The 26,160-nt window shown below is 71.2% G+C and carries 21 protein-coding genes; 8 read left to right on the forward strand and 13 right to left on the reverse strand.

Going from position 1 to position 26,160, the window contains the following annotated elements; translation table 11 throughout:
* Positions 1-109 precede the first annotated feature (109 nt).
* The 4 genes from Vse01_RS03255 to Vse01_RS03270 form a co-directional block, all read right to left on the reverse strand.
* A complete protein-coding gene (locus Vse01_RS03255; RefSeq protein WP_232511129.1) occupies positions 110-2,341 on the reverse strand; it encodes a beta-xylosidase/alpha-l-arabinosidase in 2,232 nt (743 codons plus the stop codon).
* 141 nt (positions 2,342-2,482) lie between these two features.
* A complete protein-coding gene (locus Vse01_RS03260) occupies positions 2,483-3,349 on the reverse strand; it encodes a carbohydrate ABC transporter permease (protein ID WP_093402815.1) in 867 nt (288 codons plus the stop codon).
* Positions 3,346-4,344: a carbohydrate ABC transporter permease gene (locus Vse01_RS03265; RefSeq protein WP_093402620.1), complete on the reverse strand. Its 999-nt coding sequence runs from the start codon at positions 4,342-4,344 to the stop codon at positions 3,346-3,348. Before Vse01_RS03265 ends, Vse01_RS03260 begins: the two co-directional genes overlap by 4 nt.
* Positions 4,341-5,609 carry an ABC transporter substrate-binding protein gene (locus tag Vse01_RS03270; RefSeq protein WP_232511128.1) on the reverse strand — a complete coding sequence of 423 codons (1,269 nt, stop codon included), beginning with the start codon at positions 5,607-5,609 and terminating at the stop codon, positions 4,341-4,343. The genes Vse01_RS03265 and Vse01_RS03270 overlap by 4 nt, the downstream gene beginning before the upstream one ends.
* 202 nt (positions 5,610-5,811) lie before the next feature.
* Here Vse01_RS03270 and Vse01_RS03275 point away from each other — a divergent pair, with 202 nt between their 5' ends.
* Positions 5,812-6,795 carry a LacI family DNA-binding transcriptional regulator gene (locus tag Vse01_RS03275; RefSeq protein WP_170863354.1) on the forward strand — a complete coding sequence of 328 codons (984 nt, stop codon included), beginning with the start codon at positions 5,812-5,814 and terminating at the stop codon, positions 6,793-6,795.
* Between the two features lie 160 nt (positions 6,796-6,955).
* Positions 6,956-7,981 (forward strand): hypothetical protein, encoded by a 1,026-nt coding sequence (locus Vse01_RS03280; protein WP_139233109.1) that lies wholly within the window; start codon positions 6,956-6,958, stop codon positions 7,979-7,981.
* A 60-nt stretch (positions 7,982-8,041) separates the two neighbouring features.
* On the opposite strand, the gene Vse01_RS03285 is transcribed toward Vse01_RS03280, so the two are convergent.
* Genes Vse01_RS03285 through Vse01_RS03295 form a run of 3 tightly spaced genes read right to left on the reverse strand, consistent with a single transcriptional unit; the run spans position 8,042 to position 10,431 of the window.
* Positions 8,042-8,503 (reverse strand): hypothetical protein, encoded by a 462-nt coding sequence (locus Vse01_RS03285; protein WP_093402616.1) that lies wholly within the window; start codon positions 8,501-8,503, stop codon positions 8,042-8,044.
* Positions 8,478-9,101 (reverse strand): RNA polymerase sigma factor, encoded by a 624-nt coding sequence (locus Vse01_RS03290; RefSeq protein ID WP_093402814.1) that lies wholly within the window; start codon positions 9,099-9,101, stop codon positions 8,478-8,480. The genes Vse01_RS03285 and Vse01_RS03290 overlap by 26 nt, the downstream gene beginning before the upstream one ends.
* Positions 9,102-9,120: 19 nt before the next feature.
* The gene (locus tag Vse01_RS03295; RefSeq protein WP_232511127.1) at positions 9,121-10,431 is read right to left on the reverse strand and encodes a S8/S53 family peptidase; all 1,311 of its coding nucleotides are present in this window, start codon (positions 10,429-10,431) and stop codon (positions 9,121-9,123) included.
* A gap of 179 nt (positions 10,432-10,610) precedes the next feature.
* On the opposite strand from Vse01_RS03295, the gene Vse01_RS03300 reads away from it, so the two are divergent.
* Positions 10,611-13,220: a CHAT domain-containing protein gene (locus Vse01_RS03300; protein WP_093402614.1), complete on the forward strand. Its 2,610-nt coding sequence runs from the start codon at positions 10,611-10,613 to the stop codon at positions 13,218-13,220.
* 31 nt (positions 13,221-13,251) lie between these two features.
* On the opposite strand, the gene Vse01_RS03305 is transcribed toward Vse01_RS03300, so the two are convergent.
* From Vse01_RS03305 to Vse01_RS03330, 6 genes are read right to left on the reverse strand one after another with little or no spacing between them, the layout of a single operon-like run.
* The gene (locus Vse01_RS03305; protein ID WP_170863353.1) at positions 13,252-14,151 is read right to left on the reverse strand and encodes a DUF6807 domain-containing protein; all 900 of its coding nucleotides are present in this window, start codon (positions 14,149-14,151) and stop codon (positions 13,252-13,254) included.
* Entirely contained in the window at positions 14,148-14,771 is a 624-nt protein-coding gene (locus Vse01_RS03310) for a hypothetical protein (RefSeq protein WP_093402613.1), read from the reverse strand. The genes Vse01_RS03305 and Vse01_RS03310 overlap by 4 nt, the downstream gene beginning before the upstream one ends.
* The gene (locus Vse01_RS03315; protein WP_093402612.1) at positions 14,755-15,639 is read right to left on the reverse strand and encodes a carbohydrate ABC transporter permease; all 885 of its coding nucleotides are present in this window, start codon (positions 15,637-15,639) and stop codon (positions 14,755-14,757) included. The genes Vse01_RS03310 and Vse01_RS03315 overlap by 17 nt, the downstream gene beginning before the upstream one ends.
* Positions 15,639-16,622 carry a carbohydrate ABC transporter permease gene (locus Vse01_RS03320; RefSeq protein WP_093402611.1) on the reverse strand — a complete coding sequence of 328 codons (984 nt, stop codon included), beginning with the start codon at positions 16,620-16,622 and terminating at the stop codon, positions 15,639-15,641. Before Vse01_RS03320 ends, Vse01_RS03315 begins: the two co-directional genes overlap by 1 nt.
* Positions 16,623-16,652: 30 nt before the next feature.
* The gene (locus tag Vse01_RS03325) at positions 16,653-17,993 is read right to left on the reverse strand and encodes an ABC transporter substrate-binding protein (protein ID WP_093402610.1); all 1,341 of its coding nucleotides are present in this window, start codon (positions 17,991-17,993) and stop codon (positions 16,653-16,655) included.
* 19 nt (positions 17,994-18,012) lie between these two features.
* Positions 18,013-19,143: a LacI family DNA-binding transcriptional regulator gene (locus Vse01_RS03330; protein WP_093402812.1), complete on the reverse strand. Its 1,131-nt coding sequence runs from the start codon at positions 19,141-19,143 to the stop codon at positions 18,013-18,015.
* A 237-nt stretch (positions 19,144-19,380) separates the two neighbouring features.
* Here Vse01_RS03330 and Vse01_RS03335 point away from each other — a divergent pair, with 237 nt between their 5' ends.
* The 5 genes from Vse01_RS03335 to Vse01_RS03355 are packed head-to-tail and all read left to right on the forward strand — an operon-like array spanning position 19,381 to position 26,106.
* Positions 19,381-20,709 (forward strand): Gfo/Idh/MocA family protein, encoded by a 1,329-nt coding sequence (locus Vse01_RS03335; RefSeq protein ID WP_093402609.1) that lies wholly within the window; start codon positions 19,381-19,383, stop codon positions 20,707-20,709.
* Between the two features lie 24 nt (positions 20,710-20,733).
* Entirely contained in the window at positions 20,734-22,161 is a 1,428-nt protein-coding gene (gene uxaC / locus Vse01_RS03340) for a glucuronate isomerase (protein WP_093402608.1), read from the forward strand.
* Complete coding sequence (locus Vse01_RS03345; RefSeq protein ID WP_093402607.1) at positions 22,158-23,459, forward strand: enolase C-terminal domain-like protein; 1,302 nt, start codon at positions 22,158-22,160, stop codon at positions 23,457-23,459. The genes uxaC and Vse01_RS03345 overlap by 4 nt, the downstream gene beginning before the upstream one ends.
* Positions 23,450-24,940: a mannitol dehydrogenase family protein gene (locus tag Vse01_RS03350; protein WP_093402606.1), complete on the forward strand. Its 1,491-nt coding sequence runs from the start codon at positions 23,450-23,452 to the stop codon at positions 24,938-24,940. The genes Vse01_RS03345 and Vse01_RS03350 overlap by 10 nt, the downstream gene beginning before the upstream one ends.
* A complete protein-coding gene (locus Vse01_RS03355; RefSeq protein ID WP_093402605.1) occupies positions 24,937-26,106 on the forward strand; it encodes a Gfo/Idh/MocA family protein in 1,170 nt (389 codons plus the stop codon). The genes Vse01_RS03350 and Vse01_RS03355 overlap by 4 nt, the downstream gene beginning before the upstream one ends.
* Positions 26,107-26,160 lie beyond the last annotated feature (54 nt).

Below are 26,160 nucleotides of genomic sequence, written 5' to 3' on the forward strand. Positions count from 1 at the left end.
CACGGGGCAACCGCGCGGCGGACGTGCACCAGGGCAGTTCCCGATGATCGGGAACTGCCCTGGTGCAGGCGGTCGGCCACCATCGCGGCGGTGGCCGGTCAGCCCGGATTCAGCTGATCTCGGCGGTGGTCCAGCGGGCGGAGGCGTTGGTGACCGGCGCGACTTCGCCGACGAGCGTGGTGGACGCCTCGACGTCACGGCGCGCGCTGGTGCCGATCCAGAGGTCCACGTCGCCGGGCTCCACCACTCGCGTCAGCGTCCGGTCGGAGAAGGCCAGCCGGGTGGTGGGGACCGTGAAGGTGACCGTGACGGACCGGCCCGGCGCGAGGTGCACCCGTTGGTAGCCGAGCAGCTGCGCCACCGGTCGGGTCACCGACGCCACCAGGTCCCGGCCGTAGAGCTGCACCACGTCGTCGCCGGCCACCGCACCGGTGTTGGTGACGCGTACGCTCACCGTCAGCGCCCCGTCGGTCGGCGCCGTGGCCGGCACCGTCAGGTCCGTGTACCCGAACGTCGTGTAGGACAGGCCGTGACCGAACGGCGCCGCGGGCGTCGCCAGCAGGTTGGTCACCTCGTTGCCGTCGCCGAGCGTGGGATGCAGGTACGAGTACGGCTGCGCGCCCGCCGACCGGGGCAGACTGACCGGCAGCCGTCCCGACGGGTTGACCCGCCCGGAGAGCACACCGGCGATGGCGCCCGCCCCCTCCTCGCCGGGGAAGAACGTCTGCACCACCGCCGCGCAGCGGCTCAGCGCCCAGTCGATCGCGTACGGCCGGCCGGTGAGCAGCACCAGCACGACGGGCCGGCCCGTCGCCAGCACCGCCTCGACCAGGTCCCGCTGCACACCGGGCAGTTCCAGGTCGTCCCGGTCGCAGCCCTCGCCGACCGTGCCGCGACCGAACAGTCCCGCGTGGTCGCCGACGACCAGTACGGCGACATCCGCCGCAGTGGCCGCGGCGACCGCGGCGTCGAAGCCGGAGCGGTCGTCGTCGTCCACCTCGCAGCCGCGGGCCGAGGTGACCAGTTCGGCACCGAACTCGGCGCGCAGCGCGTCGAGCACCGTCGGCACCTCGATACCGGCCTCCACGTCGGGATGCTGCACGAGCACGTGGTTGAGGAAGGAATAGCACCCGAAGAGGGCACCCTGCCGGTCGGCGTTCGGCCCGATCACCGCGATCCGCCGGCCCGCCGGCAGCGGCAACGCGTCCTGGTTGGCGACCAGGACTATCGACTTCTCCGCGAGGCTGCGGGCGATCGCCCGGTGCTCGGGCGAGTCGAGGTCGACCACCGGGGCGGGCTCGTCGGTGAAGGTGGCGTCCAGCAGCCCGAGTTCCAGCTTCTGCCGCAACACCCGCAGGACCGCCTGGTCGATCACCGACTCCTCGATCCGGCCGGCGCGCACCGAATCCGCCAGGGTCAGGTACGCGTCACCGGTCGGCAGCTCGATGTCGACACCGGCGGTCAGCGCCTGCACGGCCGCGTCCGCGTGGTCACCGGCGACCTGGTGCAGCAGGTTCAGGAACGCCACACCGTAGTAGTCGGCAACCACCGTGCCGTCGAAGCCCCACCGGTCCCGGAGCAACCCGGTCAGGATCGTCGGATCGGCGGCCACGGGCACGCCGTCGATCTCGGCGTAGGAATGCATAACCGAGCGGGCGTCGCCGTCGAGGATCGCCATCTCGAACGGTACGAGCAGCACGTCGGCGAGTTCACGCGGACCGGCGTGCACCGGCGCGAAGTTGCGCCCGGCGCGGGAGGCTGAGTAGCCGACGAAGTGCTTGAGCGTGGCATGCACGCCCTGCGACTGCAGGCCGCGCACGTACGAGGTGCCGAGGGTGCCGACCAGGTAGGGATCCTCGGCGATGCACTCGTCGACCCGCCCCCAGCGGGGATCGCGGATCACGTCGAGCACCGGGGAGAGCCCCTGGTGGATGCCGAGCGCCCGCATCGACGCCCCGATCGCCGCAGCCATCTCCGTGACCAGGTCGGGGTCGAAGGCCGCCCCCCACGCCAGCGGGGTCGGGAAGGTCGCCGCCTTCCAGGCCGAAAGCCCGGTCAGGCACTCCTCGTGCACGATCGCCGGGATGCCGAGCCTGGTCCCCGTCACCAGGTCGGACTGGAACTTCCACAGCCATGACGCCCGCGATACGGCCTCGACCGGCCGGGTGCCGTAGGCGCGGGTGAGGTGACCGAGCCCGTGCCGGGAAAAGTCTTCGAGCCGGCCGATGTCACCGAACTCGCCCTGCAACGGCGCGACCGCCTCGCCCTCCGCCTTCTCCCAGAAGCCGACGAGCTGTGCGATCTTCTCCTCGATCGTCATCCGACCGAGCAGTTCTCGCACGCGCGTCTCGCCATCGGACCCGTACCGGTCGGGCCGGCCGTGGCCCGATCCTGTCTGGGCCGGCACTGTCGCCGGCCCGCCCACGACCTCGCGGACCTCAGTCATGCTGTGTTACCCCTTTTGTGTTCGTGCCGCTGCCGCTCAGCCCTTGACCGCGCCCTGGAGGCCACCGACGATCTGCTTCTCGGCGAACGTGAAGAAAATAAGTGCCGGCAGCATCGCCAGCGAGGTGAAGGCGAGGATGCCCGCCGTGTCGGAGGTGTACTGGCTGGAGAAGTTCTGCACGCCCAGCGGCAGGGTGTGCAGGCTCGCGTCGCCGAGCACGAGCAGCGGCAGCAGGAACGCGTTCCAGCTGGTGACAAAGGCGAGGATACCGACGGTGACCAGCGCGGGCCGCGACAGGGGCAACAGGATGCGCCAGAGGAAGCCGAGCCGACCGGTGCCGTCGATGGCCGCCGCGTCCTCCAACTCCCGGGGGATGGCGGTGAGGAACGGTCGTAGGATCACGATCGTCAGCGGCAACGCGAAGGCGACCTGCGGCAGGATAACCGCGTAGTACGAGTTGATCAGGTTCAGGTCACGCAGCATCAGGTAGAGCGGCAGGATCGCCGCGCCGGCCGGGAACAGCAGGCCCAGGGTGAAGAAGGTGTAGAGCACCTCACGGCCGCGGAAGGTGTAACGGGCCAGCACGAACGCGGCGCAGACCCCCAGCACCACGACGCCGATCGTGGTGCCCAGGGACACCACGGCGCTGTTGAACACCTGCCGCCAGAAGTCGCTCTGGGTCAGCACCCGGGAGTAGTTGTCCCAGACCCACGGGTCGGGCAGCCCGGCCGGGTCCGCCACGATCTGCGGCGTGGTGCGGAAGCCGCCGACGATCACGTACACCACCGGGGTGATCGACACGGCGGCGACCGCGAGCGCCAGCGCGTAGGTGAGGGGATTCCCCCACGAGATCGGCCGGCGCTTGGCGGTCGGAGACAGAACGGCGTTCGCGGCCACGATCAGTTTGCCCTTCTGGTGATGGCGCCCTCGATGTCGCGACGCAGGAGGAAGCGCTGGAACAGCACTGCCGCGACGAACGAGATGGCGAACAGGATGACCGCCACCGCGTTGCCGTAGCCCCACAGGCGAGCGAAGAACCCGTTGTCCACCATGTACGTCGCCATGGTGGCCGACGCGCCCAGCGACCGGACCGCAGGCACGGAGGTCACCCAGATCACGTCGAAGACCTGCAGCGAGCCGATCATGGACAGGAACATCCAGATCCGGATCGTGGGCCCCAGCAGCGGCAGCGTCACGTGCCGCTGGATCTGCCACCAGCTCGCGCCGTCGATGGCGGCGGCCTCGTTCAGCTCCTGCGGCACGTTCGACAGACCGGCCAGCAGAAGGATGATTGCGAAACCGACGTACTTCCAGGTCAGGACGGCCAACATCGTCCAGATAACGATATCGAGATCGGCGAGCCACGCCTGTACGAGGCTGCCCAGTCCCAGCGACTCCAGCATCGCGTTGACCGTGCCGGCGTCGGACAGCAGCAGCTTCCACATGATGCCGACGGTGACCTCGGCCAGCACGTACGGCACGAAGGCCAGCAGGCGGAACAGCGTACGGCCCCGGAAGTTGCGGTTGAGCAGCAGGGCGACGCCCAGCGCGATGGGTCCCTGGATCAGCAGTGACCCGAACACGATGATCGCGTTGTTGCGCAGCGCGTCGATGAAGATCGGGTCCTGGAAGGCCAGGACGTAGTTGTCGAAGCCGACATAGTCGGTGGGCGGTCCGACGCCACGCCAACGGAACAGGCTGTAGTAGAAGGCGAAGCCCATCGGGACCAGCACGAACATCACGTAGACGATCACGGCTGGTGTCGTGAGCCCGATGATCTCGTACCACTTGCGTCGGGTCTCGGCGGCCCGAGCGGACGAGCGCCGGGCAGGCCGAGGTCCCGCCGGCGGCGCGGATGCGCCGCCGGCGAGGTCCAGGGTCGGGTTGGTCGACGTCACTTGCGCGCGGCCGCCTTCATGGCCTCGACAACCTGCTCAGGGGTGCCGTTGCCGGCGAAGATGGCGACGATCGCGTCGTTCATCGCGTTACCGACGGTGCTACCGAACGCCGTGTCCAGCCAGAGCTGCACGTAGGTGGCGCTGGTGGTGGCCTCCAGGATGGACTTCAGGGCCGGGTCCTTGACGCCGTCCTCGGCGCCCTTGGCGACCGGCAGGCCGGTGCCGGTCTCGGCGTAGCCCTTCTGCACCTCGGGGCTGACGATGTACTTGAGGAACTCGACGCACTCGGCCGGGGCGTTCTTGGCGCAGGCGAAACCGTCGCCGCCGCCCAGGGCCGCCTTCGGGTCACCGGCGGAACCGGTGATGGCGGGCACCGGGAACCAGCCGATGAACTTGTTCAGCGCCTCCTGGTCCTCGGTGACGGTGTCCAGGGTGCCCTTGTTCCAGTCACCCATCAGCTCCATCGCCGCCTTGCCGTTGGCCAGCAGGCCGTTGGCGCTGGTCGGGTCGTTCTGGCCCGGCGTGGCGATGAAGTTGGGCTGGAACGGCTCGGTGTCGATGAAGGCCTTCAGGTCCTGACCGGCCTTGACGAAGCACTGGTCGTCGAAGACGTTCTCGAGGGAGGCCTTCCGCAGGGTCTCCACCGAGCAGGCACGCAACGCGAAGTTGTACCACCAGTGCGCGGCGGGCCACTTGTCACCGGCGCCGACGGCGATCGGAATGACGTTGATCGCCTTGAGCTTGGTGACCGCGTCGTTCAGCTCGTCGAAGGTGGTCGGCGGAGCGGTGATGCCGGCCTGCTGGAACAGGTCCTTGTTGTACCAGATGCCCTCGATGCCCATCCGGTACGGCAGGCCGTACTGCTTGCCGTCCACCTGCCAGATCTCGACCGCGCTGCCGATGTTGGCAACCTCGTCCTTGACCTGGTCGGTGATGTCCTTGAGGTAGTCGGCCTCCACCTGCTCGCGGATCTCGCCGCCGCCCCACGCCTGGAAGATGTCCGGCGGGTCGTTGCTCAGCAGCGCGGCGGGGAGCCGGGTGCGCTGGAGCTGGTTGGTCTCGATGCCCTCGATCTCGATCGTGACCGTGGGGTGCAGTGCACTGAAGTCCTTGGCGACCTTTTCCCAGTAGGTCTTGCCGGGACCATCCTGGGAGGCGTTGTGCCACCAGGTAAGCGTCACCGGGTTCTTGTACAGCTCGCTCTCGGCAGGCGCCTCGTCCTCACCGCCGCCACCGCAGCCGGCGACGAGTAGTGCGGTTGTCATGGAAAGCGCTAGAAAGGTGGTTGCACGGCGCTTTATAGCCATCGATGTCTCCTCGACCAGTCAGTCGGGTGCTCGGCCTGAGCGAGTTTTTCAGTCGGGTAACCCAGTGTCAATCGGTGTCGATAACGTTTTCGACTCGTCTCCGTAACCGGCCCGATCGCCCTCTATCATCATCGACGTGGCGTTTCCCCAGCGTGTCAAGATGTCGGACGTAGCCCGCACGGCCGGCGTCTCCGTGGCGACCGTTTCCAAGGTGGTGAACGGCCGTTACGGAGTGGCACAGGCGACCGTGGAACGGGTCCAGCAGGTCATCCGTCAACTCGGCTACGAGGCGAGCCTCGGTGCGCAGAGCCTCCGCAGCCACCGCACAAACGTGCTGGGCATCCTGGTCGCCGAGTTCGAGCCGTTCTCGACCGAACTGCTCAAGGGCGCCAGCGTGGAGGTCGCCGGCACCGGCTACCAGCTACTGGCGTACTCCGGCGGCGACGGCGCCGGTACGGCCGTCGGTTGGGAACGCCGCTCGCTGGCCCGGTTGTCGGGCACGCTCATCGACGGGGCCGTGATCGTCACACCGACAGTGGTGGAGACCAAGCAGGGCTTCCACGTCGTGGCCGTCGACCCGCACACCGGCCCGTCGGGGCTGCCGACCGTCGATTCCGACAACTTCGCCGGTGCCGTCCTGGCGACCAACTACCTGTTGTCCCTCGGCCACCGCCGCATCGGGCACATCAGCGGACGCCGCGACCTCGAATCGTCCCGGTTGCGCGAGGCGGGCTTCCGGCAGGCAATGGCCGACGCGGGCGTGACGGTGGACGAGCGGCTGGTGCGGGTCGGCGGGTTCCGCATCGAGAGCGCCGCGGAGACCGCCGCCGAACTACTCTCGTTGCCCGACGGCCCGACCGCCGTCTTCGCCGGTAACGACCTCTCCGCGATCTCCACAATCGACGTCGCCCGGAGCATGGGCCGGTCGGTCCCCGACGACCTGTCCGTGATCGGCTTCGACAACATCCCGGAATCAGCGCTTGTCAACCCGCCACTGACGACGATAATGCAGCCGTTGCAGCGGATGGGCGCCGAGGCGCTGCGGCTGCTGGTCGACCTGATCGCCGGCGTCGAGCGGGACACCCACATCCGGCTGCCCACCGAACTTGTCGTCCGCTCGTCCTGCCGTCCGCTGCGTGATTGATCGGCCGCCCCTTTGCCGCTTCTCGCGCCATCTGACGGTCTGCTCCCCCGCCGACGGTATTTCCCGGCCCCGACCCCGCTCTGTATTTGGCGTAACCAGGTCGACACCGGAGCGTAACGAGCCGGGTCGACCACGGCTCCGTCGATGGGAGACACCTGTCATGAGCAGTGTAGGGAGACGGCTCCGCCGGGCCGTGTGGGTCGGGTTCGTGGGAGCGGCGCTGACCGGCCTGTTGACGACCGGCGCAGCCGCCGCCGTGCCGGTCGGGCACGGGTCGGACCGCGCCACCCCGGTGGCCCGCACCGACGTCCACATCCGGGATGTCGCCGCCGACACCGGAGTCCAGCCGCACTCGCTCGACCCGCTGTGGGCCAGCCCCGACATCAAGGTCTGCCCCACAGCGGTGGAGTGCGCCGTGAGCCAGAACCCGGTCGTCGGCGCGACCAACTACATCTTCGTCAAACTCCGTAACCCGGGCCCGTCCGGCTCGGGCTCGGTCAACGGCGTGCTACAGGTCTACCGGACGACGCCGGGTGGCGGTGCGGTGTGGCCCATCCACTGGACCAGGATCGGGGCGGCCTCCGTAGCCGCCGCACCCGGCGTCACCACCGTCACCATCCCGTGGAAGGGAGTCCCGGGACCGGGTCACTTCTGCCTGCTCGCCCGCTGGGTGTCGAACTCCGACCCGATGACCGTCGAAGGTCCGGACATCAGCACCAACACCCGGAGCAACAACAACCTCGCGTGGCGCAACGTCGACTCGGTCCAGCTCACCCCGGGTGCCGGCCCGACCGTCCGGCCCTTCGCGATCGGCAACTCGCTCACCGTGCCGTCGCGCAACGAGGTGCTCTTCGTGGCGGCCGAACCATTGCAGAACATCGGTGGCCGGGTGATCGTCGACCTCGGCCAGGACTTGTTCGAGCGCTGGCGTGCCGGCGGCGCGGTCGGCACCGGGGTACGGCCGATCGGCAGGACCCAGGTGGAGATCGTCGACACGACCTGGGCCAGCCTGGGCAACCTCCTGCTGCAACCCGGTGAGCGGGCGCAGTTCTCGCTGATCTTCACAGCCCAGGCGGAAAGCGACGGGGAGATGTGCCTCGCCGTGGTCCAGTTGGGCCCGGACAGCAGCGGGACGATGTCCGACCTGGGCGGTGTGCAATATCTGATCACCTCCCTGAAGGAGTAGTCCTCCAACGCCGTGTGCCGCGGGGGTCGGGAACCGTCCCGGTTTTCGATCCCCGCGGTGTCAGCGCAGGCAGACCCAGTCGGTCACCACGCTGAACCCGCCGGAGCGGGCGTGCAGTTGGACCGGGCCCGGCGGTGGGAGACCGAGCGAGAAGAGACCCACGGCGTCGACAGAGGTCTCCTCGTAGGTGCCGTTCGCGGTCCGGGCACTGACCCGGCCGCCGTCGACCGGACTGAGCTGCCCGACGATTCCCGTACCGCCGATCTCGATCTCCACCACGATCGGGCCGCCCCGGAAGGACAGGTTCCGCGTGGAGCCGGCCGACCGGGTGGCCACCGCGCCCGGCTCACAGGCCGAGTCGAAGACCAGCTCGGCGACGGTGGGCTGGGCGCCCACCGTACGCCAGGCGAAGGCCGCCCGGGCCGCCCGGAGGTGCTCCTCGGGGACCTCGCCCGCGTCGCCGAGCGCCGCGCGCAGCTCCGCGCCGAGCGCGGCGTCATCGGCCGGCGGCCACTGCTCCATCACGCTCACCCCCCTTCGTCCCGTCCCCCGGGTGAGCACCAACGTACGGCGCGAGCGCGGCACAGGCACGAAGCCGACGCAGGCAACGCGCCTGGGTCGGCCCGATGCTGCCGACCGGTACGCCCAACCGCTCGGCGGTCTCCCGATAGCTCAGCGGCGGATCGGCCGTGAGCATCGAGAGCACCTGCTGGCAGCGGGGTGGAAGCTGGGCGAAGCCCTCCCGCAGGGCCCGCCGCCGCTCGGCACGCAGCAGGTCCTCGTCCGCTGCCGGCGACGTGCCGTGGTACGCGTCGAGGGCGCCACCGGACGGGTCGACGGGTTGGGTCCGCCGGCCGAGGCGGGACATCCGGTAGCACTCCCGCCGGGTGGTGACGGCCAGCCAGCCGGCCAGCGCCTCCGGTCTGCGCACCTGATCCAGATGTTCCACGAGCCGCAGCCAGACGGTCTGGTTGACATCCGCGGCCTCGGCCCCAGCCAGGTCGTGGCCGCGGATCACCGCGTAGACGAGCGGGGTGTAGCGGCGAACCAGCTCGGTCCAGGCCGACTCGTCACCGTCGGCTGCGGCGGCCACCAGAACCGCGGCACCGCGCTCGGTCACCACAACGTGTCCCGGGAACTCATTCGACGAACACGCCGTAGTCGGGGTGCCAGGACGGTGTCGCCAGCAACGCCAGCCGGGCCTCGTCGGCGCTCAGGTCACCGGCGGTCATCAGGGCGGCGAGCCGACCGGAGACGTGGGCAGCCGCGAACGAGGTGCCGGCCCACGTCGCGAAGCCCTGGAACACCCGGGTCGGACGATCGGGCAGCGGCAGTCGACCCGCGACGTAGGTGCTGTCCCGGCGGCCGACGGCACAGGCGTCCACCCACGACCCGAATCCGCTGTCTTCCGCCGGCACCAGGCCGGCAGGACCCGGGGCGAGCGCGGCCACTCCCACGACGCGGTCCAGCGCGGCCGGCCAGACCGGTCGGTCGGTGCCGGCGTTACCGGCAGCCGCCACCACCGCGGTGCTCGGCGGCAATCCGGCCACGGCGTTGGCAAGTGGCATCGAGGGCTGGTCGTCGAGGGTGAAGCCGCCCAGCGAGAGGTTCACCACCGACACCTCGGGCGTCAGCCGTCCCATGGCCGCCACCACCATGGCCTCGTCGCCGATCCCGGTCGGCGCCAGTGCCGCCTCCGGGTCGACGTGTACGCCCGGCGCGGCCTGCCGCACCACCCCGGCGACGAACGTGCCGTGACCGCCCTGCACGGCGAGCACGTCGGCGTACAGGTAGAGCGGGTCCTCGTCGTCCGGCTCCGGGAGATACCCACCGCCCAGCCAGGACGGGTGGTAGTCGCCGGCCTTCCGCCAGATACCGGTGTCGCAGATACCCACCGTCACCCCCGCTCCCTCGCCGAGCCGGCTCGGGTCGGGCGGTGCGAGCTCGGCGGCCTCCCGAGGCGGCGTACCCGGGTTGCCCATGATGTTGCCCAGGCCGACCAGCACATGGTGCGGTTGGACCCGGGGTGCCGGTTGCCCGGGCCACTGTCGTGGGTCACGCAGCCTCGTCACGATTGAGGGAACATCGGTCTCGGCGACGAACCGCAACCGGGTGACTCCCGCGAAGCTGTCCGCGATCGTCACCGCGTGGCCGCGGGCCCTCAGCCAGGCCGCGACCCGCTGGGCGTCGGCGGTGGCGGCAAGCAACTGCCGGGGCCGGTAGAGGAAGTGCCGGCCGGCGGCGAGGTACCGCCGCACGTCGGGATCGGCGGTCAGCGCCTCCTCGAACGCGAGCTGGTACGCCTCGTCGTCAGCACGGTCGTGCTGGGTACGCGCGTAGGTCGGACGTGACCCTGCGCCGAACGGTAACGCCGCCGCGGCCAGGGCGGATGCCGCGAGCAGTCGCCGACGCGACGGTCGGCCGGTGAGGGTGGCGCGGTCAGGACGCACGGATCCTCCAACTGTGCGGGGGGCGGCACGCCCACCGGTGGCGGGCGCGCGACCCCCGCGAACCTCACCAATTCTTCCAATCAATCGTTGCAAGTCAATGAGGTGATCGCCCGTAACGGCCTTCCGTAGCGCCATTCGTCGGCGTTGACGGACGAGTGTGGATGCTGAATTCTCTGACCATGCCTGACCGCACCGGTAGCGGTGCCGGAACCGCCCAGGCGGCTCTCGACCTCGTCCAACGCTGTCCGCGCGAGGCGATCACGATCGCCACCGGGGTCCTCACCGGGATTCCCGCCGATCGCGACGAGCGCGCCACCGCCGAGCGGGCCATCGGTCTGGCCCTGCGGGAACTAAACGATTTGTCCGGTGCGCTTCGCCACCTGCGCCGGGCGGTCCGCAGCGCCGGCTCCGCCCGCACCGAGGCGCTGGCCCGGATGAGCCTCGGCTACGTACTGGCCAACGCCGGCCGTACCGCGGCGGCGCTGCGCGAGGTGACCGCCGCGCTGCCCGAGCTGACCGGCGCCGATGCCGGACGCGCCCGAATGCAGCGGGGCGTGGTGCTGCACTACCGGGGGCTGTACGACGACGCGGTCCGCGACTACGGCCAGGCGATCGACATCGCCCAGCGCGAGGGTGACCGCCTCCTGGAGGCACGGGCTCGCAACAACCGCGGACTGCTCAACGCCCACCGGGGCACCGCCGACGGCACCGACGATCTGGACCGGGCGGCGGCGGTGTTCCACGGCCTCGGCCTTGACCTGGCGGCGGCCGACGCCCGCTGGAACGGTGGGATCGCCGCCGGGCTGCGCGGTGACGTCGCCGCCGCACTGCGCTGTTTCGCCGCCGTCGGCGAGGAGTACCAGCGGCTGGCCGTGCCCCGGCCGGCGCTGCTGCTCGACCGCTTCGAGCTGCTGCTGTCGGTGCCGCTTGTCGACGAGGCGGTGCAGGTCGCCGCCACCGCCATCCGGGAGTTGCGCAGTCGGGGAATGGCCTCCGATCTCGCCGAAGCGCTGCTGGCCCAGGCTCGGGCCGCGCTGCTCGCCGGTGACCTGGACACCGCTACCGGGTCCGCCGCGGCGGCACGCAACCGGTTCCGTCGCCAGGGCCGCCGTACCTGGGCAGCCTTCGCCCGGCACGTCGAGCTACGCGCCGAGTTTCGCCGGGGCACGCGGTCGGCCGCGCTGCTGCGGGCGATGGCGCGCACTGCCGACCAGCTCGACGCCACCGGCTGGCCGGATCCCGCCCTCACCACCCGCGTCGACGCCGGACTGCTGGCGACGGAGTTGGGCCGGACCGGACGTGCGACGGCGCTGTTCGCACAGGCCGCCCGTAGCCGCGGTCGCGGCACCGCCCCGCGACGTGCCCGAGGTTGGTACGCCCTGGCGTTGTCGCGTCGGCTCGGCGGTGACGAGGCCGGTGCGGCCCGCGCACTGCGGCGCGGCCTGGCCGTGCTCGACCGGCACCGCACCTCGCTGGGCGCCACCGAGCTACGCGCGCACAGCGGGGTGTACGGGCAGGAGCTGGCGGCCGAAGGACTGGACATCGCGGTCCGGGCCGGCGCACCGGGCCAGGTGCTGGCCTGGGCCGAACGGTGGCGCGCCAACGGGCTACGGATGCGCCCGGCGCTGCCGCCCGATGATCCCGACCTGGTCGCTGCCCTCGCCGAACTTCGACTGGTCAGCGGCCTGCTGGAGGAGGCGGTGCTGGCCGGACGGACCGTGCACAGTTTGCGCGAGCGGCAGACCCGGCTCGAACAGCGCATCCGGGACCTGGCCCGGCGGGCGCCGGGCGGTACTCAGGTGGTGGCACCACCGGGTGTCCGGCGCCTGGCCGACCGACTCGGCCCCCGCGTCCTGGTCGAACTCGTGGCCCACGGCGACCGGCTTCGGGCGGTGCTGCTCCGCGACGGCCGCGCCAGCCTGCACGACCTGGGTCCACTCGACCAGGCGGCCCAGCTGGCGCACTGGCACCGGTTCGGGCTACGCCGGCAGATCGTCGGCGGGGACTCGGCCGCCGCGCGAGCCGGCGCCGAACACGCCGCCGCGGCGCTCGACAGTCAACTCTTCGACCCGATACGGCGGCAGGTGGCCGACCGTCCGCTGGTGATCGTCCCGGTCGGCCCGCTGCACGGCGTCGCCTGGGCCGGGTTGGCCACCTGCGCCGGCCGGGCCGTCACCGTCGCCCCGTCGGCCACCGTCTGGCTCAGCGCCGAGCAGCGCGAATGGTGCACCAGGGCACCGGTGCTGGCCAGCGGTCCACGCCTGCCGGCCGGGCGGGCCGAGGTCGTCCGGCTCGCCCGGGTGTTGCCGGCAGCCCGGACGTTGACCGGGGCGGACGCCACCGTCGCCGCGCTGACCTCGGCGATGGATCGGGCCGCGCTGGTGCACATCGCGGCGCACGGCGCGTTCCGGGCGGACAACCCCCAGTTCTCCACCCTGGAACTCGCGGACGGGCCGCTGTTCGCGTACGAGTGGGAACGGCTCACCCGTCCGCCGTCCTGTGTGGTGCTCTCCGCCTGCGAGTCCGGGCTGCACGGAGTCCGCCCGGGCGACGAGATCATGGGCTTCGCCGCGGTGCTGCTGGCGCTGGGTACCCGGTGCCTGATCGCCACCGTGCTACCGGTGCCGGCGGAGCCCACCACAGCTCTCATGGTGGACCTGCACCGACGGATGCGAGCCGGTACCCGGCCGGCGCAGGCGCTCGCCAGCGCCCAGCGGGTGTTCGCCGCAGGCGGCGACGACACCGCGCGGGCCACCGCGGCGGCGTTCGTCTGCCTCGGTGCCGACTGACGGGTCATGCGTCGGGTTGACCGGACCCGGTTCAACCACCCGCGGCGGCCAGCCCGGCAGCGCTTTCCGGGTCGAGCCTGCCGTCGACCACGATCACCTGGTGACGGCCGTGCCGGCTGGTGCCGGCGGGGATGGTCAGCGTCCGCGCGAAGGCGTACGCCACGCACACCCCCGGGTACATGGTGGTCCGGACGAACCACCGGTCCCCCGGTCCGAGGCCGCTGAAGATGAGGGTGTACGCCCCGCCCTCGGGGGCCTGCCCGCGCAGCGCCACCCACGGTCGGTCGCAGCCGTTGACCGCCTCCTCGCCGGTCAGCTCACCGGCGAACACCTCGGGCGGTTCGGTCGCCACCGCCCGCCAGAAGAACCCGCCGTAACCGGCGCCGCCGGGGCGCCCGTTGGTGGCCGGGCTGCCCAGCACGATGTCCCGCTCGGCGGGTGCGGTGAGGGTGCTGGCGAGGTCGAGTCGCCAGGCGCTCGGGTGGCCGGACACGGCCGAGGCGCTGATGGTGCGCCGTTCGGAGAGCAGCACGTCACCGGCCGGATCACACCAGTGCAGCCGGTGGTCGAGCCGGTCGGGCGTCCGCTCCTCCCAGCCCACGTGGACGATGCGTCCGTGGTCGCCTCGCCAGGTGTATCCGACGTCGCGGACGTAGGTGCGCCCGCCCCAGAGGTTGGTGCCGGCGACGTCCTGCACCGCCACCGACGCGCCGAGGTGCCAGACGTGGTCGGCGGGCAGAGCGTCGGTGACCGGGGTGCCGGCCAGGGTACGCACCGGGTGCAGGTACGGCCGAGGCCCGTGTTCGGCGCCGAGGTCCGGGGCGAGCACGTAACGGGCCACCGGCGCACCGCCGACCAGCAGGTGCGGGTCCGCGCGGCCCTCGGAGGCGTCATCGGTGGTCCGGCCGAGGGTTCCGTCCCGCCCGTTCACGACAGCTCCACCTGGGTGACCGGCCGGCGACGGGCGACGGCGTGCACGGCGGCCAGCGCGTACCCGGCGAGGATCGGCACCGCGACCGGGGTGACCAGCACCCCGACCAGTACGGCCACCAGACTGGTCCCGGCCAGCGCGGCGCAGTTCGCGGGGTGGTCGAGGCAGGCGCGGGCCGCCCTGGTGACCGCCGACCGCCACCCGGTGCCACCGGTGCGCCCCACCTCGACCACGATCGCGGCGGCGTAGCCGAGCAGGGCCGCTGCCACCACGCTGGTGACAGCCAGTCCCACCGCCCCGCCCGGGACCCGACCGGTGGCCAGCGCCACCAGGTTTGTGACGAGCAGCCCGACGCCGCCCAGTCCCAGCAGGGTGACGGGCAGGCCGGGCAGCAGTCCCCGGCCGAACCGCGACATCGTTCGGCGGGCGGTCGGCCAACTGCCCGTGTCGAGCCAGTCGTGCAGCGCCGCGCTGGCGGCGCCGACGGCGGCGCCGGCGGTCAGCACCGGTGCCGAGGCGAGCACCGTCAGGATACCCAGCAACGCCAGGTCGGCAGCGTCGCGTACGGTGTCGCGCCAGTCGCGGCGCTGGTCGCCCCGCTCGTCAGCCCTTGAGTCCACTGGTGTTGATCCCCTCGACGAGCATCCGTTGGAAGGCGACGAAGAACAGGAAGACCGGCAACAGGGACAGCACCGCCATGGCGAACATCGGCCCCACGGCACTCTGGCTGGTGGAGTCGATGAACAGGGTCAGCGCCACCGGGACGGTGTAGTCGCTCAACTCGGACAGGAAGACCAGTTGCCGGAAGAAGTCGTTCCAGGTCCAGATGAACGAGAAGATCGCGGTGGTGACCAGGGCCGGACGGCTCAGCGGCAGGATCACGTGCCGGAAGATGCCGAACGCGTTCGCGCCGTCGATCCGCGCCGCCTCGTCCAGCTCGCGCGGGATGCCGCGCATGAACTGCACCATCAGGAAGACGAAGAACGCCTCCGTGGCCAGGAACTGCGGGATCAGCAGCGGCAGGTAGGGCCATTCCCCGCCGACCAGGCCGAGGGTGCGGAAGAGGATGTACTGCGGCACGATCAGCACGTGTCCCGGTAGCAGCAGGGTGCCGATCATGACGGCGAACCACAGCCCCCGCAGCCGGAACCTCAGCCGGGCGAAGGCGTACGCGGCCAGCAGGCAGCTCACCGCGTTGCCGACCAGGGTGAGCAGGCTGACCATGGCGCTGTTCAGAAAGAAGCGGGCGAAGCTGACGTCGAAGTTGGTCCACCCGTCGGTGTAGTTGCCCGGGGTGAAGTTCCGGGGCAGCAGACCGATGTTGTTGACGATCTCCTCCTGCGACTTGACGGAGGTGCCGATCATCCAGAACAGCGGGTAGAGCACGACCGCGACGATGGCCAGCAGCACGACCAACCGGAGCCAGGAACGGCTGCGTGGGCGTTGTGGACGGGTCGCCACGGTCGGGGCGACGGTATCGGCCACCATCAGCGATCCTCCCCGTCGGAGTAGTGCACCCAGAACCGGCCGGTGCTGAAGAAGATCACCGTGATGATCGCGATGGCGATCAGGAACACCCAGGCCATTGCGGAGGCGTAGCCCATCTCCAGGTTGGTGAAGCCGGTGATGTAGAGGTTGAGCGTGTACATCAGGGTCGAGTCGACCGGCCCGCCGGTGCCGTTGCTGAGCACGAACGCGGCGGTGAAGCCCTGGAACCCGTTGATGGTCTCCAGCACCAGGTTGAAGAAGATCACCGGGGAGAGCATCGGCAGGGTCACGTTGACGAACTGTCGGAACTTGCCGGCACCGTCCACCGCGGCGGCCTCGTACAGCTCCGTGGGCACCTGCTTGAGCCCGGCCAGGAAGATCACCATCGGTGCGCCGAACTGCCAGATGGCCAGCACCATCAACGTCTCAAGCGCCCAGTCCGGGTCGTTCACCCAGGGCTTGCCCTGAATGCCGAAGAGGGCGAGGAACGAGTTGAACGCACCGTCCCGGTTGAACATGTTGACCCAGACGATGGCCAGGGCCACACTGCCGCCGAGCAGCGACGGCAGGTAGAACAGGCCGCGGAACAGGCCGACGCCGCGCCAGGCCCGGTTGAGCAGGAGAGCCACCCCGAGCGCCGCGGCCAGTTTCAGCGGTACGGCGATCAGGGCGAAGCTGAGCGTGACCCGTACCGAGTGCCACCACGAGGTATCGCTTGTGAACATCCGTTCGTAGTTGGCCAGCCCGACCCACTCCACCTCGGACCACGGCGTCAGGATGTCGTAGTTGGTGAAGCTGAGGTAGAGCGACAACAGCATGGGTATCGCCGTGATGCCCATCAGACCGATGAGCCAGGGCGACAGGAAGACGTATCCGGCCAGACCTTCCCCGTGCCGGATCCGTCCGGTCCCGCGCCGGTTGGCGTCGGGCCGGACGGATCCGGTGCCGCGTCGGGTCGGGTCGGGCGCCGTGGTCAAGGCCACGAACTGCTCCTCTCCGGGTGGTGCGGCGGGTCAGGAGGCGATTGCCGCCTTGCACGCCTCGACGAACTGGGCGGCGGACTCGGCGGGGGTGGCTCGGCCGTACTGCGCGTTCTCGGCGGCCTTGATCAGCTCGGCGCGAACCTTGCTGTGCCCCTTGATCGGCACCTGGGGCGCCTCGCCGAACGTCTTGGCCAGCTCGGTCTCGACGGCGATGGACTGCTTCATCGCCTCGTCGGTGGTGTCGTCGCTGACCACCCGGCGCAGGTCCAGGTTGGACGGCAGGCCCCGGTCGGTGCCGAGCAGCTTGACCGCGTCGGCGTCGTTCGCCAAGAAGTTGATCACGTCGACCGCGATGTCCGCGTTCTTGCTGCCCCGGAAGACCGACCAGTACATCGAGGCGCGGGCCCACTGGCCGCTGGGGTCACCCGGGTAGGCGATGACGCCGAGCTCGTCGGAGGTGTTCTTCTTCAGCTCGGGCATCTGGTTGACCCACACCCACGAGGTGGCGGCCTTGCCGGTGACCACCAGCTGCTTGGTGATGTCGGTGGCGTTGCCCTCGTGGATGACGTCCGGGGTGGGGGTCGCGCCCCGCTCGCGGGCGTCCTTCCACAGCTCGAACCACCTGGTCACGTCCTCCACGGTGAAACCGAGGTCGTTGCCGGAGTACAGATCCTTGCCCTGCTGGCGCAGCCACACCCAGAACGCCTTGTCGATGGCGCTCGCGTCCATCGTGCCGGGGACACCGGTCTTCTTGCTGACCTCCTCGGCCCAGGCGATGTGCTCCTCCCAGCTCATGCCGGTGGTCGGCTCGGGCAGGCCGTTCTTGGTCACCAGCGTCTTGTTGTAGACCAGCCCCTGGGTGTTCTCCCCGGCGGCCAGGCCGGCGAGCTTGCCGTCGACCACGCCGTACTGGAGCAGGCTGGGCGGGAACTTGGAGGTGTCGAGGTCACCGGACTCCTGGTACGGCTTGAGGTCCAGGGTCGCGTTGCGGGCGGCGTACTCGGTGAGGAAGTTGTCATCGATCTGGAAGATGTCGGGCGGGTTGCCGCCGGCGGTCAGGGTGGCCAGCTTGTCGAAGTAGCCCTGGTTGGCCTGCCATACCTTCTCGAAGACGACGTCCGGATTCTTCTGGGTGTAGAGGTCCAGCGCCTGCTCGGTGAGCTGGGCCCGGGCCTCGCCACCCCACCAGAAGATCGAGATGGTGGTCTTGCCGTCGGACGCTGCGTCGTCGCCGCAGGCCGCGGCCGCGCCGACCAGCGGCAGGGCGACGACCGCGGCGACCAGGCCGCGCAACAACCGGCGGCGCAGCAGGGGGGTACGGTAGGTGCGCCCGTCGGGCGCGCTGGCGGTGGGGTGCGTTGCGGGGTGCATGTGCGCTCACTCCTTGGCGTTAGGAGGCGACCACGTCACCGGCGGCCACGACCGGGTTGCCCGGGTCCGCACGGCGATGCGGGCCCGGGCCAGCGGCAGCGGTTCCGGGACGTTCCCGGCCGGCGTAGGGGCCCGGCGCGGTGGAGTCGCGGATGACCAACTCGGTCTGGAGCATTACCTGTGCGGTGGTACGACGGACGCCGACTGCCACGGTGGCACCGCCGCCCCGCGCGGTACGCGGGAAATCGGTGTCTTGTTGCAGCAACATGTCGACGGCCGTCCGGCCGGCGGCCGCGGTTGGCGTGGCCACCGTCGTCAGCTTGGGGCGGGTGAGTCGGCTCAGGGAGATGTCGTCGACACCGACGACACTGACCTCCTGTGGCACCCGCACCCCGAGTGCGTCGAGCCCTTCGAGAAGCCCGATCGCCATCAGGTCGTTGTAGGCGAGCACGGCGGTGACGCCGGCCCGGCGGACCTGCTCCGCCTGGGCGAGGCCGCCGGTCTCGGTGGGCGGGTTGGGACCGAGCACGGTCAGCTCCGCTCCCGCGGCCCGGGCGGCGGCGCTGGCGGCACGCCGGAGCTCCCGGCTGGTCCACGAACCACGTGGACCGCCCAGCAGCGCCATTTCCCGGTGACCCAGCCCGGCGAGGTGCTCGATGGCCGAACGCGCGCCTTGCCCGACGTCCATCAGCACGCACGGCAGCCCGGCCAGCTGTCGGTTCACCACCACCAGCGGCACCTCCCGACTGAGCTGCTCGATCAGGCTGTTGCTCATCCGGGGGCTGCACAGCAGCACCCCGTCGACCTGCTTGGCCAGGGCGTGGACCAGTTCCTCCTCGGCGGCGGCGTCCTCGTTGGTGTCGGCCACGAAGACGTGGTAGTCGCGGTGGCGAGCCTGGCTCTCCGCCGCCTTGATCAGCGGCGGGAAGAAGGGGTTGGCGATGTCGGCGATGATCAGCCCGATGTTGTGGGTGCGGCCGGTGATGAGTGCGCGGGCGGCGCGGTTGGGCCGATAGCCCAGATCCTCGGCGCACGCGAGCACCCGTACCCGGGTCTCGGGGTTGACCAGATGGGGTGCCGAGAAGGTGCGGGAGACGGTGGAGATGTGCACGCCGGAGGCCCGGGCGACGTCCCTGATGGTGACTGGCATCCAGGCCCCCTTCGTCGATGTGTCGGCGGTCACGGGTGCCGCCAATTAATGCAAACGGTTGCGCCAGTGTCAACGGTGGATGGTTACAGCTGTGTTTCGGTGGGCCACACGTCATGCCCTGTTAAGCCCATCAAACGGGGCAAAGGCCGCCGATTTTCGCGCCCTCGTTGACGCGAGCCGATCGACCGTGGTTACTTCAGTGCAAAGGTTTGCAGAGAGATCGAGGAGGGTCGGTCCGTGTCACCGCAATCCGGCAGGCGGGCCCGGTACGCCGTGGTCGGCACCGGCGCCCGCGCCGAGATGTTCGTCCGGGGGCTGGTGCGCGACCACGCCGACACCGTCGAACTGGTCGCCTTCGCCGACGTCAACCAGACCCGGATGGACGCCCACAACCGGTGGCTCGGTGAGCTGGGCCACCGACCCGTGCCGACCTACCACGCCGGCGACTTCGCCACGATGCTGGCCAAGGAGCACGTCGACGTGGTGTTGGTGACCTCCGTGGACGTCACCCACGACGAGTACGTGGTGGCTGCGCTGGAGGCGGGCTGCGACGTGGTCACCGAGAAACCGATGACCACCGACGCGCCGCGCTGCCAGCGCATTCTCGACGCGGTACGCCGCACCGGCCGGCGGGTGACGGTGGCCTTCAACTACCGCTACAACCCGCTGCACGAGCAGCTGCGCCGGCTGCTGGCCGACGGCGCGGTCGGCGAGATCGGCTCGGTGCACTTCGAGTGGCTGCTCGACGTGCGCCACGGCGCCGACTACTTCCGCCGCTGGCACCGGGACAAGGCCAGCTCCGGCGGCCTGATGGTGCACAAGGCCAGCCACCACTTCGACCTGGTCAACTGGTGGCTGGACGCCACACCCGTGCAGGTGTACGCCGCCGGCCGGCTGTTCTTCTACGGTGCCGCCGGCCGCCGGCACGGCTACGCCCGGGACTACGACCGGGCCCACGCGTCGCCGGCCGCCGACGACGACCCGTTCGCGTTGCGGCTGGCCGAGCACCCCCGACTGCGCGAGTTGTACCTCGACGCCGAGGCCGAGGACGGCTACCACCGGGACCAGAACGTCTTCGCCCCCGGGGTCAGCATCGAGGACGACATGGCGGTGCTGGCCACCTACTCCACCGGGGCGACCATGACCTACCACCTCACGGCGTACGCGCCCTGGGAGGGATACCGGGTGATGGTCAACGGCAGCCGGGGCCGCCTCGAACTGGAGGTCACCGAGAGCGAGTTCGTCAGCCCGGCCGCCGCCGGTGCGCTCAAGGGCGCCGCACTGCACGGCGACCAGGCCGCCGACGAGGGTGGCGCCGCCACGCTGACCCTGCGCCCCTTCTGGTCACCGCCGCAACGCATCGAGGTCGACGGCTACACCCGGCACGGGCACGGCGGGGCGGACGCTCGGATGACTCAGGTGCTGTTCGGTGGCGTACCCGATCCGCTGCACCGCGCGGCCAGCGCTCGCGACGGGGCGCTGGCCCTGCTCACCGGCCTGGCCGCCAACCGGTCCTTCGAAACCGGCGCACCCGTGCGGGTCGCCGACCTGCTCACCCTCGACTGACACCGACCACAGGAGCCGCTCCCCGTGCCCACCTCGACCAGACCCGACCTGCTCCTCCCCGCCGAGCCGGGCCAACGCGCGCTGGCCCGCGAGCTGTACGCGCTGGTGGCGCAGTTGCCAATCATCTCCCCGCACGGGCACGTCGATCCGGCGCTGCTGGCCGAGGACCAGCCGTTCCCCGACCCGTCCCAGCTGCTCATCGTGCCCGACCACTACGTGACCCGGATGCTGCTCAGCCAGGGCGTCTCCCCGGGTGAGCTGGGGGTGCCCAGCCGCGACGGCAGCCCGGTGGAGACCGACGGGCGGCGCATCTGGCGTCGCTTCGCCGACGGGTGGCACCTGTTCCGGGGCACGCCGTCACGGCTGTGGCTGGAGCAGACCTTCACCGAGGTGTTCGGCGTGCACACCCGACTCACCCCGGGCACGGCCGACGAGGTGTACGACGCCCTCGCCGCCCGGCTCGCGGAGCCCGACTTCCGGCCGCGGGCACTGTTCGAACGGTTCAACATCGAGGTGCTCGCCACCACCGAGTCGCCCCTGGACGATCTGGGCCGGCACGCCAAGCTCGCCGCCGACGGCTGGGGCGGTCCCGGCGGGCGGGTGGTCACCACCTTCCGCCCGGACAACGTGGTCGACCTGGACTTCGAAGGCTGGTCGAGCAACGTCGACCAGCTCGGCGAGATCACCGGGGAGGACACCGGGACGTACGCCGGCTACCTGGCCGCCCTGCGTTCGCGCCGGGCCGCCTTCATCGCCGCCGGCGCCACCTCGTCCGACCACGGCCACCCCACCGCCCGTACCCTCGACCTCGGTGCGGACGCGGCGGCGCTGTTCGACCGGGCCCGGCGGGGCGCGGCGGAACCGGGCGACGCGGAGGCGTTCCGGGCGCACATGCTGCTGGAGTTCGCCCGCATGTCGCTCGACGACGGCCTGGTCATGCAGTTGCACCCGGGGGCGGTGCGCAACCACAACCGGTGGCTGCACGCCCGACACGGCCGTGACGTGGGTGGCGACATCCCACAGGTCACCGAGTACGTGCACGCCCTCGCCCCGCTGCTGGACGCGCACGGCAACGACCCCCGCCTTCGGGTGGTGCTCTACACCCTCGACGAGGACACCTTCACCCGGGAGCTGGCACCACTGGCCGGTGGGTACGCCGCGCTGCTGCTCGGTGCCCCCTGGTGGTTCCTGGACTCCCCCGAGGTGCTGCGTCGCTTCCGCGAGTCGGTGACCGAGACGGCCGGCTTCTACAACACCGCCGGGTTCGTCGACGACACCCGGGCGTTCTGTTCCATCCCGGTCCGGCACGACGTGGCGCGCCGCGTCGATGCCGGCTTCCTGGCCCGGCTGGTCGCCGAGCATCGGCTGCCCATGGACGAGGCCGCCGAGACCATCGTCGACCTGGCGTACCGCCTGCCGAAGCGGGTCTTCAAGTTCGGAGAAGAGTCATGACCAGCATCACCGAGGTGACCGTGCACGACGTACGGTTCCCCACCGCCGCCAGCGGCGACGGCTCCGACGCGATCAACCGCGGCGACTACTCGGCAACCTATGTGGAGTTGAGCACCGACGACGGGCCGACCGGCGCCGGCTTCACCTTCACCAACGGCCGTGGCAACGAAATCACCTGCGCCGCGGTCGACGCGCTGGCCCACCACGTACGAGGGCGGACGGTGCAGGAGGTCACCGTCGAGCCGGTGGCGTTCTGGCGCTCGCTCGTCGCCGACGTGCAGCTGCGGTGGCTCGGCCCGGAGAAGGGGGTCATCCACATGGCCACCGGCGCGCTTGTCAACGCGGTGTGGGACCTGCGGGCCAAGCTGGCCGGCAAGCCGATGTGGCGCTACCTTGCCGAACTGCCCACCGACGAACTGGTGGCCAATGTCGACTTCCGGCACATCACCGACGCGCTCACTCCCGACGAGGCCGCCGCCATCCTGGACAAGGGGCGCGACGGGCTCGCCGACCGGCTGGCGCTGCTGGAACGCGAAGGCTTCCCGTCGTACACCACCTCGGTGGGCTGGCTCGGCTACCCCGACGACAAGGTCCGGGCGCTGACCCGGGAGGCGTACGCGCAGGGGTGGCGGGCGATGAAGATGAAGGTCGGTGGCCCGCCCGCCGACGACCTGCGGCGGGCCCGGATCATCCGGTCGGAGATCGGCCCGGACGCGCTGCTGATGATGGACGCCAACCAGGTCTGGGACGTCGACGAGGCGATCACCAACATGACGGCGCTGGCCGAGGTTGACCCGTACTGGATCGAGGAGCCGACGCACGCCGACGACATCCTCGGCCACGCCCGGATCGCCCGGGCGATGGACGAGCTGGCCGGCGGGCGGTGCCGGGTCGCCACCGGCGAGGTGGCCGCCAACAAGGTCATCTTCAAGCAGCTGTTGCAGGCCGAGGCGATCGGCGTGATGCAGATCGACGCCTGCCGGGTCGGCGGGGTGAACGAGGTGCTCGCCGAGATGCTGCTGGCGGCGAAGTTCGGGGTGCCGATCTGCCCGCACGCCGGTGGTGTCGGCCTCTGCGAGTACGTGCAGCACCTGGCGATCTTCGACTACCTGCGGGTGGGCGCCAGTCTGGAGGGACGGATGGTGGAGTACGTCGACCACCTGCACGAGCACTTCGTCGACCCGGTACGCACCCGCGACGGGCGCTACCTGCTGCCGGCCGCTCCCGGCTACAGCGCCACCATGCGCCCCGAGTCGATCGCCACCTTCCGCTTCCCGGACGGTCCGGCATGGCGGTGACCGTGGGCGCGTCCCGACTCGGGCTGGGCGCGGTACGCCGGTTGCCCGCGGAGGCCCGTCCCCTGATCCGTCCGGGCGCCGTCCCGGCCGGTGTGGTGCACCTCGGGCTCGGCGCCTTCCACCGCGCCCACCAGGCCGTCTACACCGAGCAGGCGATCGGCCTGGCCGGCGGCGACTGGGGCATCATCGGCGTGGCCCCCCGCAACGCGGAGATGGTGGCGACCCTGGCCGCCCAGGACAACCTCTTCAGCGTCAGCACACTCTCCGCCGCCGACCAGCACACCCGCGTGGTCGGAGCACTGGCCGGGGTGCGACTGGCCGCCGCCGACCCGCAGGCCGTGGTGGCCCTGCTGGCCGACCCGGCGATCCGGGTGGTCACCCTGACCGTGACCGAGAAGGCGTACCAACTCGATCCGGCCGCCGGCACGCTGCGACCCGACACCGACCTGGTCGCCGACCTGACCACCGACCGGCCACCCGCCACCGTGCCGGGGCTGCTGGTGCGCGGCCTGCTGGCCCGCGCCACCGCCGACGCGGGGCCAATCGCCCTGGTCAGCTGCGACAACCTGCCCGCCAACGGCCGCCGGCTGCGGAGCCTGGTGACCCAGTCCCTGGCGTACGCCGGCATCTCGCGACAGGTGCTGGACTGGGTCGAGGGGCAGGTCGGTTTCCCGGGCACCATGGTGGACCGCATCGTCCCCGCCAGCACCCCGGAGACCCTCGCCGCGGCCCAGCGGGCACTCGGCGTCGAGGATCTCGCGGCGGTGGCGGCCGAGCCGTACACCCAGTGGGTGATCGAGGACGACTTCCCCGGCGGTCGGCCGGCGTGGGAGCGCGCCGGGGCGGTGCTCTGCGCGGACGCGGGGCCGTGGGAGCGGCTGAAGTTGCGCGCCCTCAACGGCGTGCACTCGGCCACCGCGTACCTCGGCGCGCTGGCCGGCTGCGAGACGATCGCGGAGGCCCTCACGCTGCCGCACCTGGACACGGTGCTGCGCCGGTTGATCGCCGAGGACGTGGCCGCCAGCTTCGTCCCCCCCGACGGGATGGACGTGGTCGGCTACGGCGAACAGGTGCTGGAGCGCTTCGGCAACCCGGCGATCCGGCACCGCACCCTCCAGGTGGCGATGGACGGGTCGCAGAAACTGCCGCAGCGCATCCTGCACACGGTCGCCGACCTGCGCGCGGCCGGGCGGCCGGCCCGGTGGGCGGCGCTGGTCGTCGCCGCCTGGATCCGGTTCGTCCAGGGCAGCGCCGACGACGGTCGCGCCCTGCCGCTGGACGACCCGCTGGCGGAGCGGATCCGCGCCGCGCTGGCCGCCGCGCCGCAGAGCCCGGCGGGGGCGGTGGAGGCGGTGCTCGGCCTCGACGAGGTCGTGCCGCCCGAGGTGGCCGCCGACGCGCAGGTCCGCGCCGACGTGGTCGCCTGGCTCACCGACCTGCATCAGCACGGTGCACGCGCCACCCTGGCCGGTGCGGTGTGACGAGTCCCCGGGTGGCGCTGGTGGGGGCGAACGGCCACGGGCGCTGGCATCGCCGCGTCATCGGGCCGCTGCACGAGGCCGGCCGGGTACGCCTGGTCGCCCTGGTCGACACCCGGCCGATCGAGTGCGAACCGGCGGCACCGGTGCCGGCCGGCGTCCCGGTGTTCACCGACCACCGGGCGATGATCGCCGACGTCACGCCGGACGTGGTGGTCATCTGCACCCCACCGCACACCCATCTGCGGATCGCCCGGGACGCGCTGACCGCCGGGGCGGACGTGCTGCTGGAGAAGCCGCCGGTGCTCTCCACCGCCGAGCACGAGGAACTGTCCGGGGCGGTGGCCACCACCGGCCGGATCGTGCAGGTCGGATTCCAGGCGCTCGGTTCGGCGGCGCTGACCGCGCTGACGGACGCGGCGTCGGCCGGGCGGATGGGCGCGGTCAGCGGCATCGCCACGGTGGCCGCCTGGCAGCGCCCGGACGCCTACTACGCCCGCGCGCCCTGGGCCGGGCGTCGGCTGCTCGACGGGCGGCCGGTGCTCGACGGTGCGCTGGCCAATCCGCTCGCGCACGCGGTCATGCAGTGTCTTGCGGTCGCCGAGGTGATCGGCGGCGGGCCGGTGGAGCCGGTCAGCATCGAGGTGGAGCGCTACCGGGTGCGGCCGATCGAGGTGGACGACACCGCAGCGCTGCGGGTGCGGCAGCGGCACGGTCCGCCGATCGTGGCCGCGGTGACCCTGGCCGGCGAGGACTTCATCGCCGGCGAGGTGATCGTGACCGGCGACGCCGGACGGGCGGTGCTGGAGTACCCGACCGATCGACTGCTGCTGCCCGGGGAACCCACCGCCCGTGCGGTGCCCGGCCGGTGCGGGCTGCTGGAGAACCTGCTGGACCACCGGGCCGATCCGCGGGTACCGCTGATCGCGCCGCTGGCCCGGACCGCGCCGTTCACCGCCGTCCTGACCGCCCTGCAGGCGGCACCCGAGCCGGCGCTGCTCGATGGTGCGCTGGTGGACGCTGTCGGCGCCGGCGCGCAGCGGGTGCTGCGGGTGCGCGGCGTCAACGAGGTGCTACGTCGGGTGGCCGACGAGGGCCGACTACCGTCGGAGCTCGGCGTGCCCTGGGCGATTACGCCTTGGCGAACCGAACCGATCGATCAAGAATAGGAGGCATCACCGCAACAAACTGCAAATCTCCGGTCCAGACAGGATCGAAGACGC

Source organism: Micromonospora sediminimaris, assembly GCF_016863575.1.
Lineage (GTDB): Bacteria > Actinomycetota > Actinomycetes > Mycobacteriales > Micromonosporaceae > Micromonospora > Micromonospora sediminimaris.